17 protein-coding genes are annotated in these 16,002 nt (G+C 59.0%); 13 read left to right on the plus strand and 4 right to left on the minus strand.

Translation table 11 applies throughout. The annotated features are described in order from the left end of the window. Nucleotides 1–21 precede the first annotated feature (21 nt). Nucleotides 22–1,338, plus strand: coding sequence for a Y-family DNA polymerase (locus ACYVHH_RS00645; protein ID WP_460563137.1), 1,317 nt, complete (start codon nt 22–24; stop codon nt 1,336–1,338). A gap of 46 nt (nt 1,339–1,384) precedes the next feature. Here the strand turns inward: ACYVHH_RS00645 and ACYVHH_RS00650 are convergent, their stop codons facing one another. Beyond that, a complete protein-coding gene (locus ACYVHH_RS00650; protein ID WP_460563057.1) occupies nt 1,385–1,843 on the minus strand; it encodes a hypothetical protein in 459 nt (152 codons plus the stop codon). Nucleotides 1,844–2,450: 607 nt separating this feature from the next. Between ACYVHH_RS00650 and ACYVHH_RS00655 the strand changes: the two genes are divergently transcribed. Genes ACYVHH_RS00655 through ACYVHH_RS00665 form a run of 3 tightly spaced genes read left to right on the plus strand, consistent with a single transcriptional unit; the run spans nt 2,451 to nt 5,282 of the window. Continuing rightward, entirely contained in the window at nt 2,451–2,654 is a 204-nt protein-coding gene (locus ACYVHH_RS00655) for a helix-turn-helix transcriptional regulator (protein ID WP_460563058.1), read from the plus strand. A 25-nt stretch (nt 2,655–2,679) separates the two neighbouring features. Next, nucleotides 2,680–3,828 (plus strand): hypothetical protein, encoded by a 1,149-nt coding sequence (locus ACYVHH_RS00660; protein WP_460563059.1) that lies wholly within the window; start codon nt 2,680–2,682, stop codon nt 3,826–3,828. Nucleotides 3,829–3,878: 50 nt separating this feature from the next. Further along, nucleotides 3,879–5,282 carry a DUF3987 domain-containing protein gene (locus ACYVHH_RS00665; protein ID WP_460563060.1) on the plus strand — a complete coding sequence of 468 codons (1,404 nt, stop codon included), beginning with the start codon at nt 3,879–3,881 and terminating at the stop codon, nt 5,280–5,282. Nucleotides 5,283–5,433: 151 nt separating this feature from the next. Here ACYVHH_RS00665 and ACYVHH_RS00670 read toward each other — a convergent pair whose 3' ends face one another. Both ACYVHH_RS00670 and ACYVHH_RS00675 read right to left on the minus strand, forming a co-directional pair. Further along, complete coding sequence (locus ACYVHH_RS00670; RefSeq protein ID WP_460563061.1) at nt 5,434–6,339, minus strand: hypothetical protein; 906 nt, start codon at nt 6,337–6,339, stop codon at nt 5,434–5,436. A gap of 42 nt (nt 6,340–6,381) precedes the next feature. Continuing rightward, nucleotides 6,382–7,512: a hypothetical protein gene (locus ACYVHH_RS00675; protein ID WP_460563062.1), complete on the minus strand. Its 1,131-nt coding sequence runs from the start codon at nt 7,510–7,512 to the stop codon at nt 6,382–6,384. Nucleotides 7,513–8,099: 587 nt separating this feature from the next. Between ACYVHH_RS00675 and ACYVHH_RS00680 the strand changes: the two genes are divergently transcribed. The 4 genes from ACYVHH_RS00680 to ACYVHH_RS00695 all read left to right on the plus strand — a co-directional run bounded on the left by ACYVHH_RS00680 (nt 8,100) and on the right by ACYVHH_RS00695 (nt 11,958). Continuing rightward, on the plus strand, nt 8,100–8,567 hold the full coding sequence (locus ACYVHH_RS00680; protein ID WP_460563063.1) for a hypothetical protein: 468 nt from the start codon (nt 8,100–8,102) through the stop codon (nt 8,565–8,567). Between the two features lie 76 nt (nt 8,568–8,643). Then, the gene (locus ACYVHH_RS00685; protein WP_460563064.1) at nt 8,644–9,609 is read left to right on the plus strand and encodes a DUF932 domain-containing protein; all 966 of its coding nucleotides are present in this window, start codon (nt 8,644–8,646) and stop codon (nt 9,607–9,609) included. Between the two features lie 155 nt (nt 9,610–9,764). After that, complete coding sequence (locus ACYVHH_RS00690) at nt 9,765–10,811, plus strand: YqaJ viral recombinase family nuclease (RefSeq protein ID WP_460563065.1); 1,047 nt, start codon at nt 9,765–9,767, stop codon at nt 10,809–10,811. 100 nt (nt 10,812–10,911) lie between these two features. After that, nucleotides 10,912–11,958: a recombination directionality factor gene (locus ACYVHH_RS00695; RefSeq protein ID WP_460563066.1), complete on the plus strand. Its 1,047-nt coding sequence runs from the start codon at nt 10,912–10,914 to the stop codon at nt 11,956–11,958. A 38-nt stretch (nt 11,959–11,996) separates the two neighbouring features. Here ACYVHH_RS00695 and ACYVHH_RS00700 read toward each other — a convergent pair whose 3' ends face one another. Continuing rightward, complete coding sequence (locus tag ACYVHH_RS00700) at nt 11,997–12,251, minus strand: helix-turn-helix domain-containing protein (RefSeq protein ID WP_101047944.1); 255 nt, start codon at nt 12,249–12,251, stop codon at nt 11,997–11,999. A gap of 61 nt (nt 12,252–12,312) precedes the next feature. Between ACYVHH_RS00700 and ACYVHH_RS00705 the strand changes: the two genes are divergently transcribed. From ACYVHH_RS00705 to ACYVHH_RS00725, 5 genes are all read left to right on the plus strand, one after another. Next, nucleotides 12,313–12,669 (plus strand): hypothetical protein, encoded by a 357-nt coding sequence (locus ACYVHH_RS00705; RefSeq protein ID WP_460563067.1) that lies wholly within the window; start codon nt 12,313–12,315, stop codon nt 12,667–12,669. Nucleotides 12,670–12,789: 120 nt separating this feature from the next. Next, the gene (locus ACYVHH_RS00710) at nt 12,790–13,170 is read left to right on the plus strand and encodes a hypothetical protein (RefSeq protein WP_460563068.1); all 381 of its coding nucleotides are present in this window, start codon (nt 12,790–12,792) and stop codon (nt 13,168–13,170) included. A gap of 28 nt (nt 13,171–13,198) precedes the next feature. After that, nucleotides 13,199–14,308: a DUF4339 domain-containing protein gene (locus ACYVHH_RS00715; protein ID WP_460563069.1), complete on the plus strand. Its 1,110-nt coding sequence runs from the start codon at nt 13,199–13,201 to the stop codon at nt 14,306–14,308. 164 nt (nt 14,309–14,472) lie between these two features. Beyond that, complete coding sequence (locus tag ACYVHH_RS00720; protein ID WP_460563070.1) at nt 14,473–14,979, plus strand: hypothetical protein; 507 nt, start codon at nt 14,473–14,475, stop codon at nt 14,977–14,979. A 390-nt stretch (nt 14,980–15,369) separates the two neighbouring features. Then, complete coding sequence (locus ACYVHH_RS00725) at nt 15,370–15,993, plus strand: tyrosine-type recombinase/integrase (protein ID WP_460563071.1); 624 nt, start codon at nt 15,370–15,372, stop codon at nt 15,991–15,993. Nucleotides 15,994–16,002: the final 9 nt, after the last annotated feature.

A 16,002-nucleotide genomic window follows, 5' to 3' on the forward strand; every position in this document is an offset into this window, starting at 1 on the left:
GTTGCTGTCTCATCGCCTTCGGTGTTTGCCTTGCTCGATGGCAACAACTTCTACTGTTCGTGCGAGCGGGTGTTTGACCCTTCCCTGAACGGTCGGCCGATGGTGGTGCTGTCCAACAACGACGGCTGTGCGATTGCCCGTTCTGACGAGGCCAAAGCCCTGGGGATCAAGATGGGGGCGCCCTGGTTTCAGATCCGGCACCTGGAGCAGACAGCCGGCCTGAAGGCGTATTCGGCCAACTTCGAGTTGTACGGGGACATGAGCCACCGGATGATGACGATGGCGGATAGCTTGGGCTGTTGGCAGGAGCTTTACAGCATCGACGAGTGTTTCCTGGACATGACGGGCATCCCGGACGCCACCGAGCGGGCGCGGCGCAAGCAGGCGGAGATCCTGCAGGGCATAGGCATCCCCACCTGCATCGGCATCGCCCACACCAAAACCCTAGCCAAGCTGGCGAACCACATCGCCAAGTCGGCCGACCGCAAGCCGGGCAGCTATCCGCGTCAATTGGGCAAGGTGTGCAACCTGGTGGAGATGACGGATAAGCAGCGGGACTGGTTGTTCAAGCGCACCGAGGTGGGTGAGGTCTGGGGCGTGGGTCCACGGATCGCCAGGCAGTTGCAGGCCGGGGGCGTGCACACCGTGCTGGACCTGAAGCGGCTGGACCCGGCGACCGCCAAGCGCAGCTGGTCGGTTGTGCTGGAGCGCACGGTACGAGAACTCAATGGCATCGCCTGCCTGGAGCTGGACGATCAACCCGCGCCGAAGCAGGAGATTGCGTGTACCCGCAGTTTTGGAGAGAAGGTCACGGAGTTGGTCGAACTTAGGCAAGCGGTGACGGAGTTTGCCAGCCGGGCGGCGCAGAAGCTGCGGGGTCAAGGCAGCCTGGCGGGCGCGGTGCTGGTGTTTGTGCGTACCAGCCCGTTTCGACCCAACGATGCGCAGTACGCCCGCTCCATCACCATGCCCTTGCGGCTGCCGAGTTCGGACACGCTGCGGATCACGGACGCCGCGTTGCGCGGGTTACAGGCGATCTTCCGGCCGGGATTCAACTACGCCAAAGCGGGGGTAATGCTGCTGGACTTGCAGACCAGGACGGCGGGCCAACAGGAGCTGGACCTGGGGGACGATGCGCGGGACACCGAGGTGCGCAACGGGCGCTTGATGGCGGCGCTGGATGCGCTCAACGACCGCTACGGCAAGGGCACGCTCAAGCTGGGTTCGGCGCTGGTCGAGCTGCGGGACGCGGGGCAGCGCAGCCGCTGGGTGATGAAGCAGGAGCGGCGCTCACCGAGGTACACAACTCACTGGAAGGAGTTGATGATAGTGGGGTGAGGACTGGTCTTCTGATCGGGGGCTAACACCGGCCAGAAGCAGCCAATCAACTACGGGGGTCACTTGGTAGCGGCAGGAATTCCGCCATCGACCGACGATGATTTGGGACAACTGAAGTGTGCGGGAACGCTTGAGATTCACTTGCCACCTCAGGCAGGTTGTCCTCCTGCAACCCTGTACATCCGCTCACATCCCTTGGTTTTTTTGTTGCATCCAGTCTGCATCCTCTTGAATCCATCTTGGGGCCTTCTGCTTCTTTTCTAGCCCGTTGCAGGTAGGACTTGAAACTGGCCATGGTCATGCCATACCCGTCGCCATTCAAGAGATCGAGGATCTGTTGCCGGCTGATCCCAGCTTGCACTGCCTTTTCGATGAACGGAAACACGTCGCGAAATTTGTCCATCTTGGTTACGCGCTTCTCTCCTTGCGTAGCCAAGTCAAGCAGTTGTGATTTGAGCTTCTGTTGGTCCATATAGAGACGCTTGAAACCGGTTGCATCCATCATGCACCTAGTGTTCCCATTTTGCCTCACGTAGCGTATCCGCAGGATCAACCCAAGCGCCGGGCACCTCGGCCCGCACCGGGTAAGCCAAGTTGTGCATGCTCTGGGTGTGCCTGTAGCCGACTGGTGCAGAGCTGATGGTCCACTATCAGAGGATCGATGAACGTTCACACCCTGGCCCTCGCCGCAAGCGACAAAAAACACCACCACAGAATCAACACGCTCGGCCTAAATCACGTTGGTGACGTCGCTGTCACCCGATCAATGCGACACACGACGTTGCTGACTTGAGTTGGGTACGGGTGCACATCACAGCAAATTGAGGTGAACACAAGGCGTCACGTAGCCAGCATGCGAACCGCGAACAGGGCTAGGGTAGCCAAGTTCCCAGACAAGACGTTCGCAGATCGCAAACCCCTACACCGTGTTGGTTGCACGTGCGCCTTCGTCACTCCAGCGCACGTTTAACTACACCAGATGAAAACCTAAGTCAATACGAAATCAAAAAGCGTCCATTTGAAATTTGATTGTGGATCGCATTGGAAGAGGCGAAGTCCGATCATCACTCCCAAGAGCACCAAGTCGGTGCCAGCTACGAAAGGAGGTCTTGATGACCATCGACGAAAGCATCCTCCGGATCAAAGAACTGACCCGCCGCACCGGCATCTCCCGGGCAGGTGTTTACCAAAAGCTTGACCCGAGCTCCAAATACCACGATCCAGAGTTCCCTCGCCCTTTGCGGCTGGGGGCCAACTCCGTCGGCTGGAAGCTGTCAGAAGTTCTGGCCTACATCGACGGCCGGGACCGTGCTTGAACACTAGAAAAGTGGGGGCAGGAGCATGCAACACAGCACCCGTATACCGCTGAGGTCTTGCTTCCCCCAATTGAAAGGAGCATGCGCAAACTACCCGAAGCTCGCTACCGAACTGATCTCGGATTTCCGTGAAGCCTCCTATTTGAACTGGACCCACCCCGGGGTCGGACCGTGCATCGCGTCCGACAAGTTCGACATCGGCTTCGCTGTTCACAACCTACTCAGGTTCGCCCACCAAATAACAACAAGCCCCGGCCTGGACTCTTTCACGGAGGACCAACCCATCCATTCCTGCAACGGCGATGCGCACGACGGACAGATTTCCGTGGCCAACCAGAGAGCCCTTGCCACATTCGAAGTGTACGCACCCCGGCTGCGGGAGCAATACCCTTACCACGTACTGCACCCCAATTTGGACGCGGTTGCATCGACCCTGCCAGAGCCCGACCGTGGTCTCGACACACAAATTTTGGTGGCTGACACGAACGGCTCTTATGCCGCACCGGCCCAGGACACCCGGTTCCAACTGCGGGCGCTCCGTCAAGCCCTCCTGCAGCCAGATCGTGCAGATAAGGTCAAAACCTTCGAGAGAACATATCGCAATCGCCGCCGTGCCGTGCACGACTTCATCGCGGGGGCGTTGCGCGCTTGCTCCAAGGTGACTTTTGCCCACATTGTCCTGGGCAGCGCGCACAACGTGTGGCTGAAACCGCAGAACCCCAACAGCCGAATCATTTCACAGGCGATGTTCGAAGCCCAGTACCGTCTTTTTTCGAGACAGAGGCACGACATGCTGGAAGCTCTACAGAAATGGTTTCGCAAGTCGATGCTGGGCTACGTTTGGCGCATTGACCATTGCCCCACCCTTGGCTTGCAACTGTCGTTGCTGCTGGGGATGAACGGCCACAAGCACCCGCATGAGGGCTCACTTATTTCCGAAGTGGGCGGCTTGTGGTTGGCCATTGGCCAAGGACAAGACGGAGGCACCTGGTGGCAGCGAGTGCGCCGCGTGACCGAAGGCCTGGAATACGACCAGTTGGGGCTTTTCACGCCATCGCGCCTGATCCACGTGAGCCAACAGGTATCGCAGCGACTGTGCCATGCAGACCGCTATTTCAAGCTGACGGCACCCCATGGCATCAATTCATTTCGCAAGTACCTGAAAGACCAATAAACCCATGACATCGCCCACCAACGGGCAAGACACGCCTCTAGGAAAACCATATGCCTTATTTCCAATGTGCGCCTCACGATCGGCTGCAGCGCATCCTCTACATGTTGCAAGGCACCGTGTGCGGCGACATGATCAATGCCACCGCCGCCAAGACCATGGCCCCTGTCGAGATGGTGATGGCCGATCTGTTGGCCACTATCAGCGCCGTCGTGCAGACCAAAGCAAAAGTCAACATTCCGCTGATCGGTGTTGTGCCTACCAGCTTGTTCGTCTTGATCGAAGCGCTCACGAACGAGCGCAAATCAGCGGTCAGTCGGTACTTGAAAAAGGCCTTGCACGACTTCGAACGTCAAATCTGCCAAGAGCGTAAGCAGCGAGCCGCCGAGAAAGCCCAAGAGGAGGAAGAGTCGGAAACTGGGGGCAAAGGCAAAAAACGCACGAAGCCCAAGGACTACCCGGAATTCCAACTCACCATCAAAAACGCGACTGGCGAAGCCACGCAGAAGACGTACGCCAACGGAAATTGGTCGCTGCTACAAGACGTGGACGAAGGGGCGATGATATTCAAACGGCTCGACATGGCCCTGTACTGCACCGTATGGAGCGGTGACCGGCTCGTGGTCAACCGCGCGTCAGCATCCAGCTTTGTCCTGGAAGACTGTTGTTTGGCCGTCAGTGCCATGATCCAGCCTGCTTGCTTGGATGGCATCTTGAAGCGCAAAGGCGTAGAACTCCTGAACTCCGGCTTTTTGGGGCGCACGTTGTACGTCCGGGTCAACTCGACACAGGGACACCGATTCGTCGACCCATATCAACACGAACCCGAGGAATACGAGGGTTCCACGCGGTTCTACGAACGGTGTACCGAATTGCTCGAAACGGCCCAACACGAAAATCCGAACGGACCACCTCCCCGAGACGTCCTGGTCTTTGAAGAGGGAGCGAAGGTAATGCTGCGTGACTTTTACAACGACATGGAACGCAACCTGGGGGTCAACCAGGTCTTGCACGGTGTGCGCGAGTTCGCCGGCAAGGCGACCGAAAACGCGGGTCGTCTGGCCGCAAACCTCTGCCACTTCGAGACCAGGCAGCTCCTGATCACCCATCGCTGGGTGGCAATCGCCATCGAGTTGATGTACTTTTTCTTGGATCAGGCCAGGGAACGTTTCTCTCGTCCCAGCCAGCACGAAATGGACCAGATGGCAGCCGACGAGTTGCTGGCGTGGATCGGCCATCACACCCGACTCACCCGACAACCGGTCAGTCTCAGCGAACTGCTGCGCGGAGGGCCGTCTCGTCTGCGGCGTCGCGACATTCTGCATCAGGTTCTGGAGTGGCTACTGCAAAGTCAGCGCCTGGTTTGCTACCAACGTGGAAATAAGACCCTGTTCGACTTGCCTATGGTGCAGGTGCCCCAAGTGCAACTGGCGGCAATATCACAGTTGTCAATCTGAGGGAGGGTGTTGAATACGTCGGCGAGGGCCGTTTACTCAGTGCAAGCAGCATCGCCGACACAAGTCCCATTTTGCCCTTTGCTCTCGAACGCAACACCACCATGAGGCCCCAATCACCGCCCTCGCCCATCGAACTCAAGAGAGCCAACTCTTACTTTTTGCGGCCCTGGCTTTTTTTCTTGAACTCGGACCACCCACCATGGGTATCGTCAACCTTGCCCCAGGTTCGAAATTCTCTATGAAAAAACTCATGATCTATCATGGCAGGCTTACCATTCGAACTTGATTCGATCCACCAAGACCCCTTCGGATTCAACGCACGCAGTCTTTTTATAAATTCAGGACGTTCCGCAAGATAATCAGCAATACCACCGACCCCTCTGAACTTCCCTTGGCAACCATTCTCCAATAGAAATTCACGAGCCAAATTGTAGTATTTCTTTTTTTGTTCACGAATAGAAAGCGTATTGGAACTCTGGCGCTTAGAGATTTCCTCTTTTCGGCGTATGTGGCCCAACATATCGATTCGACCCAGTATTCTCATGGCCTCAAGGGCAGGAATCAATACCTGAGGAATCAAATCCATCCTCGCCTTGGTATCAGACTCAGCAACAGCCACCTCCATTGCATCCAGAAGATCATTGATTTTACAAACCAATGACTCCAGGGCAATTTGATTGGCCAATATCAACTTGACAGCGGGAATGGCATCCCTCTTGTGAACACCTGGCTCTGAGTTCGATTTTCCATCCCATCGCGAGATGATGTTTACCCAAACAACTTCCGGCGTAAAATCCACCAACAAATGATTATCTTCAGGAATCAAATTCTTGACAAATTTCGCCGCTTCTTTTCTAAGGTCTGAGGAGGCGTAACCACCCAAGGTCTCTGGCGGCGTAGCCGCAGCGTGATTGACAATCTCCTCCAAAATACCTACCAACCGTTCGTGTGGCAGGTGATCGTCTTGAAAATCCATCTGCAAATGCTTATAACGCATACGATCGTTTCTTGGGCTGTGGTCGTTGATTCCATCATAAGACGAATATTGGTCAATCATTCAAAGGCCATCAACGGAAGATGAAGGCTTCACAGGAGATGCTCAGATGATGGCTCTTGGCATCACCCCCCGCCTAAACACCCGCTTGCCCTTGATCGCCACGTGTTGGTCGTCCTTGAACAGGTAGCCCAACACCCGATCACGCAGGTTGGCGCGCTTCGCTCGGTCATCGTGATCGATCACCCCGATGCCGGGATACCGGTAGTTCTCGCGGTTGCAGTTGAAGAACGTCCCTCTGCCCAGGGTGATCTGTTTTTCCCAGTACCTGCCGATCAGGTGCCCCAGGGTTTTGTGGTTCTTGGTCTCGGTGTCCAGAAAGTAAAGCACCGCGTGCGTGTGCAGCCCCCGCAATGGCCCTTCCTCCACCTTGATGATGAAACCCAGGAGGTGATCGAACAATCGGTTGTGGCGTTGGTTAGCTAGGAACCGGTTCAGGTCTTGATGCAACTGCTGCAGCGTGATCTGTTGAGCCTCCTCCCGCCGGTAGCCCAGGTCCAGGCGGATCACCATCAAACCGGAACGACCTTCGAACAAACGCTCGTTGTAGGCCAGTGCACTGTGGAGGTTGCGCTGGGCATCGTTTCTCTGCCGTCGCAACCTGCTGCGGAACACGGGCTGACGTCCTACCTCACGGATGCGCTCCACCAATGCGTTGAACAGCTCGCCACTGCTCGGACCACCGTTGACCTGAACATAGGCCTCGGACTGCGCACACCAGCGATAGGGACGTTTTTCTGGGGCGGACATCGACAGATCCACCCCGACCAAGTCCAAGGCCTCCAAAGAGCGCCAGAACAGCTCCACCCACAGGGAGCGGGTGTACTTCAAACGAATCGGCTGCATCAAATCACCCAAACGCCGGTAATAACTGCGAGCAGCACAACTCATGCGGGCTACCGTTGCCCCTGCGCGACCCCATTCCCAAACCACAGCAGGCTCCTGGGTATCCAAACACCACTCCACGAATACTTCGACCTTGCGCAATTCAGCCACAAGGGCTTTTCTCATTTCACGATCACCATCGATATAGTTCGCCGTCAAGACGGCCTCATCAGAAGCCGACTCCAATTCCAATGGTTCCGACATAACCTTCACCTCATTGATATTTTGACCAGTCAATGACATGACCGCGGCAGCAGAAGACACCTCAGCAAGGGGAACTTCCGGATGCATGAGTCTTCACTCCACCTCAGAAGGGCCATCACCCATTGCTTTGATCGGTCTGTCATACGCGCTAGGAAGATCATGAAACCAACGTCCAGAAGCATTAAATCCCACGACTACTGACGACAAATTGAATCGCCCAAATCCTCATTCATGGATTAAATGATTTTGACAATCCTAGATCATTTTGATCTAAATTAATAACCAAAATATATTTCCCAATTAACTACTCTCTTGATAATATATGACACACACACCTCTCAAGCGAATTTAAACCACGAAATTTCCATAAATCACTGAACAATTCACCCCAGAAGCAGCTAATTCGACATCTATGTGATGTACGGAGTTATGCGCACTCACATACCATGGACACCAAAATTCTCAAGCAATTGAAATCCAGAATTTTTGAGCCACATATGACCCCAGCGAAGACGACCAAAGACTGCGTCTGATCGACACAGGCTCCGCCTTCCCTGACGCTGACCTCATGGTCTTCGTCAGCGTTGCTCTCTTCCTCCAACCCCCACGCCATCAAGCCCCTCTGGTTCTGCCAGCCGGGGCTTTTTGCCGTCACGTCACAAGGAGTCTTACGTATGCCCTGTCCCCTGTGCCAGTCCAACCGACTGGTGTTTCACGCCCCAGCGAAAAAGCTCGGCGGTCTGGTGGGCGCCACCGGCGGTGCGATCAGTGGTGCGGCCAGTGCTGGCGCCGTCGGTACCGCCAGCGCTGCCACCGTGTCAGGCGCCAAAGCCGGTGCGGCCCTGGCCATCATTGCCACCCGCACCGGGCCCCCGCTCGCGGCCTGGGCCGCCGTGCTCATGGGCTGCCTCGCTGGTGGTGCCACCGGCTGCATCGTTGGCGCCCAGTTGGGCGACCTCATCGACCGCAAGGTGCTCGACAACGTTGAGTGCAAGGACTGCGGTCACCGCTTCCAGCAGGACACCGGGCCTGAGCCCCTGCACCCAGTGAGTCCGGTCGGTCCGGCTGGGCCACACCACCCGCTCCATCCGATGTCAGCCATGCCTTCAGTGCATCCGGATCAGGACCCCGACTTCGAGTGAATGGCTGCGGCTGCTCTTTCGTTCTGCTCTCTCGCGCGTTTCACCGTTTCCCAATCATTACTAAAGGAGTCTTTCCATGGCACACGCCGTTCAATCCATGGCCTACGTCGGTGAGGCCCCCTGGCATTCCCTAGGCAACGCCTTGCCCGCCAAACAATCCATCGAAGTCTGGGCCCGTGAAGCGGGCATGGACTGGACCATCTGCGAGTCCCCGGTGCGCTTCCTGACCGACCAGGCTGGCCCCTTGGGCACCATTCAGTCCTACGAGGACCACAAGGTGCTCTACCGCAGCGACACCAAGTCCCCGCTCTCCGTGGTGGGCCGCCGCTACCAGGTGGTGCAACCCAAAGAGGTGCTGGAGTTCTACCGCGACCTGTCCGAGGTCTCCGGCTACGAGCTGGAAACCGCCGGTGTACTGAAGGAAGGCCGCAAGTTCTGGGCCCTGGCCCGCACGGGCAAGGAAACCGCCCTCAAGGGCCACGACCTGGTCAAGGGTTATCTGCTGCTGGCCACGTCCTGTGATGGGACGCTGGCGACCACCGCGACACCGACCACGGTACGTGTCGTCTGCAACAACACCCTGTCGATCGCCTTGAACGGGGCCGCCCACGCCATCAAGGTGCCGCACAGCACCAGCTTCGATGCGCAAGCGGTGAAGAAGCAGTTGGGCATTGCGGTGTCCCAGTGGGACGGCTTCATGTACCGCATGAAGACCCTGGCCGAGTGCAAGGTCAAGAGCCACGAGGCGATGAACTACTTCCTCAAGGTGCTGTGTGCTTCTGACGGGTTGGACGCTTCCGGTGCGCTGACCAACGAACGCGCCTTGAAGAAAGTGCAGGAGCTCTACGACGGTCACGGTCGTGGCGCTGAGTTGGGCGCGGCCAAAGGTACCGCCTGGGGCTTGCTGTGCTCCATCACCGAGTTCGTGGACCACGAACGCCGGGCCCGGTCTCAGGAATACCGCCTGGACAGTGCCTGGTTCGGCCAAGGGGCACAACTCAAGCAAAGGGCACTCGATGCGGCACTGCAGATGGTGGCGTGAACGGCTGTCATCCGGTGCCCCACTGATCGACTCGCTCAACGCATTACCGTCACTTTTTTCACCACCACGGCATAAACCCCGGCTCCCTCCTGTCCTCAGGAGTGTGAGACCGGGGTTTTGTGTTTTGTGACGTCTGAATTTTGAAAGGATTTCCCATGGCCCAGCCATTGATGAATGAACCGGGCGCGGCTACCCATGCGCGTGCCTCCAAAGCCCGCCCGGCCCTGCGCCTGGTCAAGACACAGGAACTCAACCGAGACCAGTGGCTCTCGGTGCGCCAGGGTGGCATCGGCAGCTCGGACGCGTCTGCGGCGGTCGGTCTGAACCCCTACCGCTCTGCCCTGGAACTCTGGATGGACAAGACCGGACGGGGTGACGCCTTGCCCCAGGTCGATCCGAACGACGAAACGTCTCCGATGTACTGGGGGACGTTGCTGGAGCCGATCGTGGCGGCCCACTACACCAAGCGCACAGGGCGCAAGGTGCGCAAGGTCGACGCGGTGCTGCAACACCCGGACCATCCCTGGATGCTGGCCAACCTGGACCGAGAGGTCTTGGGTGACCCGTCTGTCCAGATCCTGGAGTGCAAGACGGCAGGCTTCAATGGGGCCCGGCTGTGGAAGGACGGGGTGCCCGAGTACGTGCAGTTGCAGGTGATGCACCAACTCGCCGTGACCGGCAAGCAGGCCGCCGACGTGGCGGTGCTCATTTGCGGCCAGGAACTGCAAATCCACCGGATTGAACGCGACGAATCCATGATCGCCCATCTCCTAGCGCTGGAAAGACGGTTCTGGGCCTTTGTGGAGTCGGACACCCCGCCACCGGCAGACGGCTCCGACTCGGCCGATCTGGCGCTGCGCTGCCTGTTTCCACGTGACGCAGGCACGGTGCTGGACTGGACGCAGGATCTGGAGATGTCGTCGGTGTTTTCTGACCTCTTGGCGGTGCGCCAGGTGCTGGAGCGGCACGAAACGCTGGAAGCGCAATTGAAGCAACGCATCCAGCAACGCATGGGCGACGCCTCGCGGGCCTTGTTCGAAACCGGTGAAGTGAGCTGGAAGCGCAGCAAGGACGCGCAGACGCTGGACGCCCTGCGGCTGCAGCAGGAGAGACCGGAAGTCTGGAAGCGCTACACGATGACCAAACCCGGCTCGCGGCGGTTTCTGGTGCAAAGCCGCCAGGCCCAAGAAGCTGGCGACTGAAGGTCATGAGCTATCCACTCACGGCCCCCCGGCATACAGGCCCCTGGCATTCCAGGGGCCTTTTGTTTGCTTCAACCGAATTCACTGAAAGGAGCACAGCATGCTCAAAGGACTGGCACTGACGCCCCCGGTGGTGGGGCGCATCTCCATCGGCAAGGTGGTGGAGAAGAACGGCAAGCGATTGCCGGAGAAAGACGACGAGTTCACTCTGACATCGCAGGTGCAATCGCGAGGCAGCTGGGTGCTGCACCCGATGGACGAGGCCTTGCGGCAAGCGGCAGGCTCGGCATCCAGTACGGGCAGCGCCAAGCTGCGCAGCATCCCGGTCAAGCTCTTGTTCGACGATCCGGACCTGAACCTGCGCGTGGGCTACACGCTGTTTGACCGGCAGACCGGTCGCCCCCTGTGTGTCGGCAACGGGCAGACCTGCAAGCGGGTGGGGGCTGGTGCGGTGGAGGGAGGTGATGGGGTCGGAGGTCGCGCTGAAGCTGCCACCCTACCCTGTGACGGGCCGGACTTCTGTGCCTACGCCCAGGGCCAGTGCAAGGCCTTTGGGCGTCTCAACGTCCGGGTGGGTGATGAGGATGAACTGGGCACGTTCGTGTTTCGCACGACGGGGTTCAACAGCATCCGCACGCTCGCCACGCGCCAGCGTTACCTGCACGCGGTCTCGGGTGGCTTGTTGTCCAACCTGCCGCTGGAACTGCGATTACGCGGCAAGTCGACTGCGATGTCGCACCGGGCACCGATCTACTACGTGGATCTGACCTTGCGTAGCGGGGCCTCGCTCGCTGAAGCGATGCTGCAAGCCCGTGCGGAACGGCAAGCCAGGACGGAAACGGGCTGGGACCAGGCAGCGCTGGACCAGGCCGCCCGCGAAGGCTTTGCCTGCGGCGTGTTCGAGGAATCGGAAGAAGACGGCGTGGCCGTGCTGGAGGAGTTCTATCCCGATGACACGGGGGAGGATGGTCCAGGCGATCCGGTCGATCCTGAGGATTCCAACGATTCGAGGGCACCACAAGCTGCACCGCACCAGCGACGTGGCTTGCGTCACAAGCTGGCACAGAAAGCCTCTGTTCTGGGTTCGGGTCTCGCATCTGATCGGGGGATCCCCCCACCCGGGCCGGTGTTTCCGCCAGTGGACTGAAGCAGGACGGGTTGTGACTGCTCGGCTGCCGCCTCGGTTCAGACCGGGTCGTACTTGGACAGGGTCATGACCTCGTCGACAAAGGCGTGCGGGTCGGCCTCCAGTGCCTTGAGGATGTCCAGCAGTTCGAGGATGTCCACGCGGCGGTGACCGCTTTCCACCTTGGAAACAAAGGTCTGCGGCCGATGCAGGCGCTGGGCCACGTCCAGCTGCAGCATCCCCCGGTCCTTGCGCAGTTGCGTCAGCTTCTGGGCGATGGCTTTGTGTCGGGGATCACTGATGGGGGCTGGCATTTCAAAAATTCTAAATGCGCATTGAAATATCCCATATGCGCATCTGTTAATCTTGGAGCGAATGATGTTGAAGTTTCTGATCTGGCTCACGGCAGCGTTGCTGGTCGCCGCGGCGATCTCCTGGGACATGCGCCGTCTGCGGGTGAACCGTGTGGGTTTATCCGCACCGGCCTGGTGGGCGCTCTGTGCCCTGGGCTGGCCCCTGGTGGTCCCAGCTTACCTGCTGATCCGTCCCAAGGTGAGGCGCGAGGTGATCGCTTCGGTCTGGCACTACGTGGGCGACGCGTCCACGCCCGCATCGGTGCGTCGGCGGCGCCTGCTGGCCCTGCACCGCAACGAGATGGTGGACGACGCCATCTTCGAGGAGTGCCTGCGGCAGATCGATGCGCTTGACGGCTCACCCCGGGAGGACGCTTGAGCCATCTGACCAACCTGACCAGCCTGGGTGACAGGGCGGCCTGGCTGCCCTCTGGTTTTGGATTACTTGAGAACAGACCGGTGAACGGACCGGCCCAACGAATGACACAAGGAGAAAGACATGACTGACTGGAAATCGCCAGCGCTGCTGGCCTTGGGAGCCTTGGGACTGTTGAGCGGATGCTCGAACTCACCGCCCAAGTGTGCGGATTCGGAGGCCACCGAGGTGGTGCTGCAGATCGTCAACGAAGAACTGGAGTCGCTGCGCAAGGCCTTCATCAGCCTGAACAGCAGCAACCGGGAGATCACGTACGAGGCCCGGCTGGAGAACATCCGAACCTTGGACAAGAACCCGGGCACGGGCAACTACCGGTGTGCGGGCACGGTGCACATCGAATCGAACAGCTTCATGCTCAAGAAGAGCGTGGACATCACCTACCAGACCGAACGGACGGAGGACTCCAAGGAGGTCTATGTCACGGTCTATGGCTTGAAGATCTGACCCGACTGGGTCTTAGGAGGAGGAAGACATGACACCTTGGCATTACGAACTCAACGGTCAACGCCTGGGCCCGGTGACCGAAGCCCAGATGGCGAAACTGGTCCAGCAACGCGTGATCGGTGGCTCTACCCTGGTCTGGGCCCAGGGCCACGCCGACTGGCAGCCGCTGGAGCGCACCGCGCTGGCGGCTCACTTGAGCAGCCCGTCGACGCCGCCGCCCTTGCCCGGATCGCGCGTACCCAATGACGTGATCTGGGTGCTGGCCGTGGCCCCTTTGTTGGGGCTGGTGCTGGAGAGCCTGGTCGCCGGGGCTCTGGCACCAAGCGGTAGCCTCGCTGAAGAAGCCGTGCTGGTGGCGATTGCCTCGGGCACCTACTGGTACTTCTCTCTGGCACTGAACGTGGGCTTGAGCCTGCTGGACGACTGGCGGCTCAAGCGCGCTGGGGTCGATACCGCTACCTTTGGGAAAGTCGCTTTCCTGGTGCCGGTCTATCTGTGGAAACGGTCCAAGGCCCTGGGGCAGCGCCCTGTGTACTTCTGGATCTGGCTCGCGACCTTTGTGTTCGCGCTGCTAAGTGCGGTGGGAGCAGAAGAAGAGCTGCAGGCGAACCGGGGCTCGGGGTCTGATGCCGCACTGGCGGAGTTGCGGGAGGCGATCAGCAAGCCAGTGGACGTCGCCGCACTGTCCAAGGCACCGGAAACGATGGCCGACGTGCCGGTGCGGGTGATCCAGGTCCGGGACAACCAGGTCACGACCGTTGGTGGAGAGTTGCTGGCTGCAACAGAAGATGGCTCAGCGGTGGGTCCTAAGGTGCTGGTGCTCAAAGGCATGAAGCTCAACGGCCTAACCAACGATCTCGTCACGCTGCTGACGGTTTACCGCTACACCGACCGGGATGTGGTGCTGCTCACCCATGGCTGCGGGGGCTCGGCTTGCAGCTACACGTCGATTGCGGTGATGGACATCACCGCCCAGGGGGCACCGATGCTGTTCCAACAAGATGAGCTGACCATCGCGGGTGACGGGCAGGAGCCCGAGGTGAAGGTGCAACCAGACGGCAGCTTGCTGGTGTCGTTCGAGGGCTTCAAGGGTCGTCAGACCTGGCGTTACGCCCAGCGCGAACTCGTCAGGCTGTGACGGGCTAGACGTCGAGAACGAGACACGGCGGTGCCTGCGGGCACCGCTGTGCTCTGGCGGTGTTTTTTTGGCTGTATTTTTTGGAGTGGTGGTCCTGGTGCCAAGGCAAGGCACGGGGATGTCATCTTTCTGGGGGGAACGCGATGGGGATTGCAATCGTCTTGGTGCTTGGGCTGATCGGCTTTGCGGTGATGTCGCGGCCGTTCAAGATCGTGGCCCTGTTGGGGGTGGTGGGTTTTGGGTTGGCGGTGCTGGAGGCCCGCTGGCATGTGGGGATCGTGCCCAGGGGGTTGTACCACCTGGTGAGGGAGTGGTTCCAGGGAGAGAGCGGCTTGAGGCGCTCGTTCGCGTTGTACGGTAGCTTCACCGGCCTGATGGGGTTGGGGGTGTTGTTGGGGGTGGTGCGCAAGGCCAGTTCAACGGTCGAGGCTTATGTCCGGCGGCGCAAGGCGATTCTGTTGTTCCTCGCGCAGTGGGGTGGTCTGTTCGTGGTTTTCCGCCTCCTCGTGGAGTGGCTGATCAACCTTGTCGCAGAAGACGGCGTGGGCTGGGTCGTTGTGCAGTTCTTCCCTGTGCCCATGCTGATCGTTTATGCCTTGTTGGTGGTCATAGCCAAAGGATGGTGGACAAGGCGCAAGGGCAATGTGCCCACCACAAACCAATCACAATGAAGCGATCACGACAATCAACGTCTCCACGCCAGGATGCTGGGATGCCTTTCGACCAGTCATCGCCTCGCTGTAGAGATGCTGAGTGGGCTCCCGCACTGGAGAAGGATCCAGACCCAGAATGGAATGGACACCGCTGACGAATGAGGGAACGATGGTCCGGACCTAATGCATGTGTCCAGAAACCAGCGGCAAGTCTGCAGCGATTGCGCCTCTCGCTGCACAGATCCGAACACCCGTTGTTGGCTGTAGATCGGTCATTCACCCTCACCGAAGTCCCGGACACAGCCCCAGAATCATGAGTAGGCAGACGATGTCGAGTTTGATCTAACGCAACAGCCTGCATCGGAGCCGGCGCATGCTGTGTGGCCCTCAACTTGATGGGAGTCCATCATGGAAACCTCCGGCACCTCTGTTCACCATGAACCTTGGAATAAGGGAAAGATCGTTGGTCAGAAGGCTCCCTTCAAGCTCAAAGACATCTGGGCGTTGCGTGTACGCCTTCAAATGGGGGAGCGGGTTCGAGAGCTGGCACTCTTCAACCTCGGTATCGACAGCAAGCTGCGAGGTTGCGATTTGGTGGCGCTCAAGGTCCGTGATGTGTGTCATGGCAGCCAGATGGCCACGCGAGCCATCGTTATGCAACACAAAACACAGCGGCCGGTGCAGTTCGAAATCACCGCGGGCACCCGTGATGCCCTGCAGGCCTGGATCAAGCAGGCCGCGTTGAAATCAGATGACTTCCTGTTCCCCAGTAGGCTTCACGAATCACCCCATTTGGGCACGCGTCAGTACGCTCGGATTCTGGGTCACTGGGTTGACGAACTGGGTCTCGACCGTGCCGACTATGGGACGCACTCCATGCGAAGAACGAAAGCGACGTTGATCTATCGGCGCACCAAGAACCTACGCGCTGTGCAGTTGCTGCTTGGACACTCCAAACTGGAATCTACCGTGAGGTATCTGGGTATCGAAGTCGATGATGCCCTTGAAATCTCCGAGCAGACGGAGGTTTGAAGTGCGGTG

It is taken from the genome of Hydrogenophaga aquatica, assembly GCF_054780915.1.

Bases quoted from the DNA above. Each gene is read 5' to 3' on its own strand.
- ACYVHH_RS00670 (WP_460563061.1), bottom strand. From the start codon at position 6,339: ATGATTGACCAATATTCGTCTTATGATGGAATCAACGACCACAGCCCA.
- ACYVHH_RS00650 (WP_460563057.1), bottom strand. From the start codon at position 1,843: ATGATGGATGCAACCGGTTTCAAGCGTCTCTATATGGACCAACAGAAG.
- ACYVHH_RS00705 (WP_460563067.1), top strand. From the start codon at position 12,313: ATGATGTTGAAGTTTCTGATCTGGCTCACGGCAGCGTTGCTGGTCGCC.
- ACYVHH_RS00675 (WP_460563062.1), bottom strand. From the start codon at position 7,512: ATGCATCCGGAAGTTCCCCTTGCTGAGGTGTCTTCTGCTGCCGCGGTC.
- ACYVHH_RS00680 (WP_460563063.1), top strand. From the start codon at position 8,100: ATGCCCTGTCCCCTGTGCCAGTCCAACCGACTGGTGTTTCACGCCCCA.
- ACYVHH_RS00700 (WP_101047944.1), bottom strand. From the start codon at position 12,251: ATGCCAGCCCCCATCAGTGATCCCCGACACAAAGCCATCGCCCAGAAG.
- ACYVHH_RS00690 (WP_460563065.1), top strand. From the start codon at position 9,765: ATGGCCCAGCCATTGATGAATGAACCGGGCGCGGCTACCCATGCGCGT.
- ACYVHH_RS00695 (WP_460563066.1), top strand. From the start codon at position 10,912: ATGCTCAAAGGACTGGCACTGACGCCCCCGGTGGTGGGGCGCATCTCC.
- ACYVHH_RS00685 (WP_460563064.1), top strand. From the start codon at position 8,644: ATGGCACACGCCGTTCAATCCATGGCCTACGTCGGTGAGGCCCCCTGG.
- ACYVHH_RS00725 (WP_460563071.1), top strand. From the start codon at position 15,370: ATGGAAACCTCCGGCACCTCTGTTCACCATGAACCTTGGAATAAGGGA.
- ACYVHH_RS00660 (WP_460563059.1), top strand. From the start codon at position 2,680: ATGCAACACAGCACCCGTATACCGCTGAGGTCTTGCTTCCCCCAATTG.
- ACYVHH_RS00710 (WP_460563068.1), top strand. From the start codon at position 12,790: ATGACTGACTGGAAATCGCCAGCGCTGCTGGCCTTGGGAGCCTTGGGA.
- ACYVHH_RS00715 (WP_460563069.1), top strand. From the start codon at position 13,199: ATGACACCTTGGCATTACGAACTCAACGGTCAACGCCTGGGCCCGGTG.
- ACYVHH_RS00665 (WP_460563060.1), top strand. From the start codon at position 3,879: ATGCCTTATTTCCAATGTGCGCCTCACGATCGGCTGCAGCGCATCCTC.
- ACYVHH_RS00655 (WP_460563058.1), top strand. From the start codon at position 2,451: ATGACCATCGACGAAAGCATCCTCCGGATCAAAGAACTGACCCGCCGC.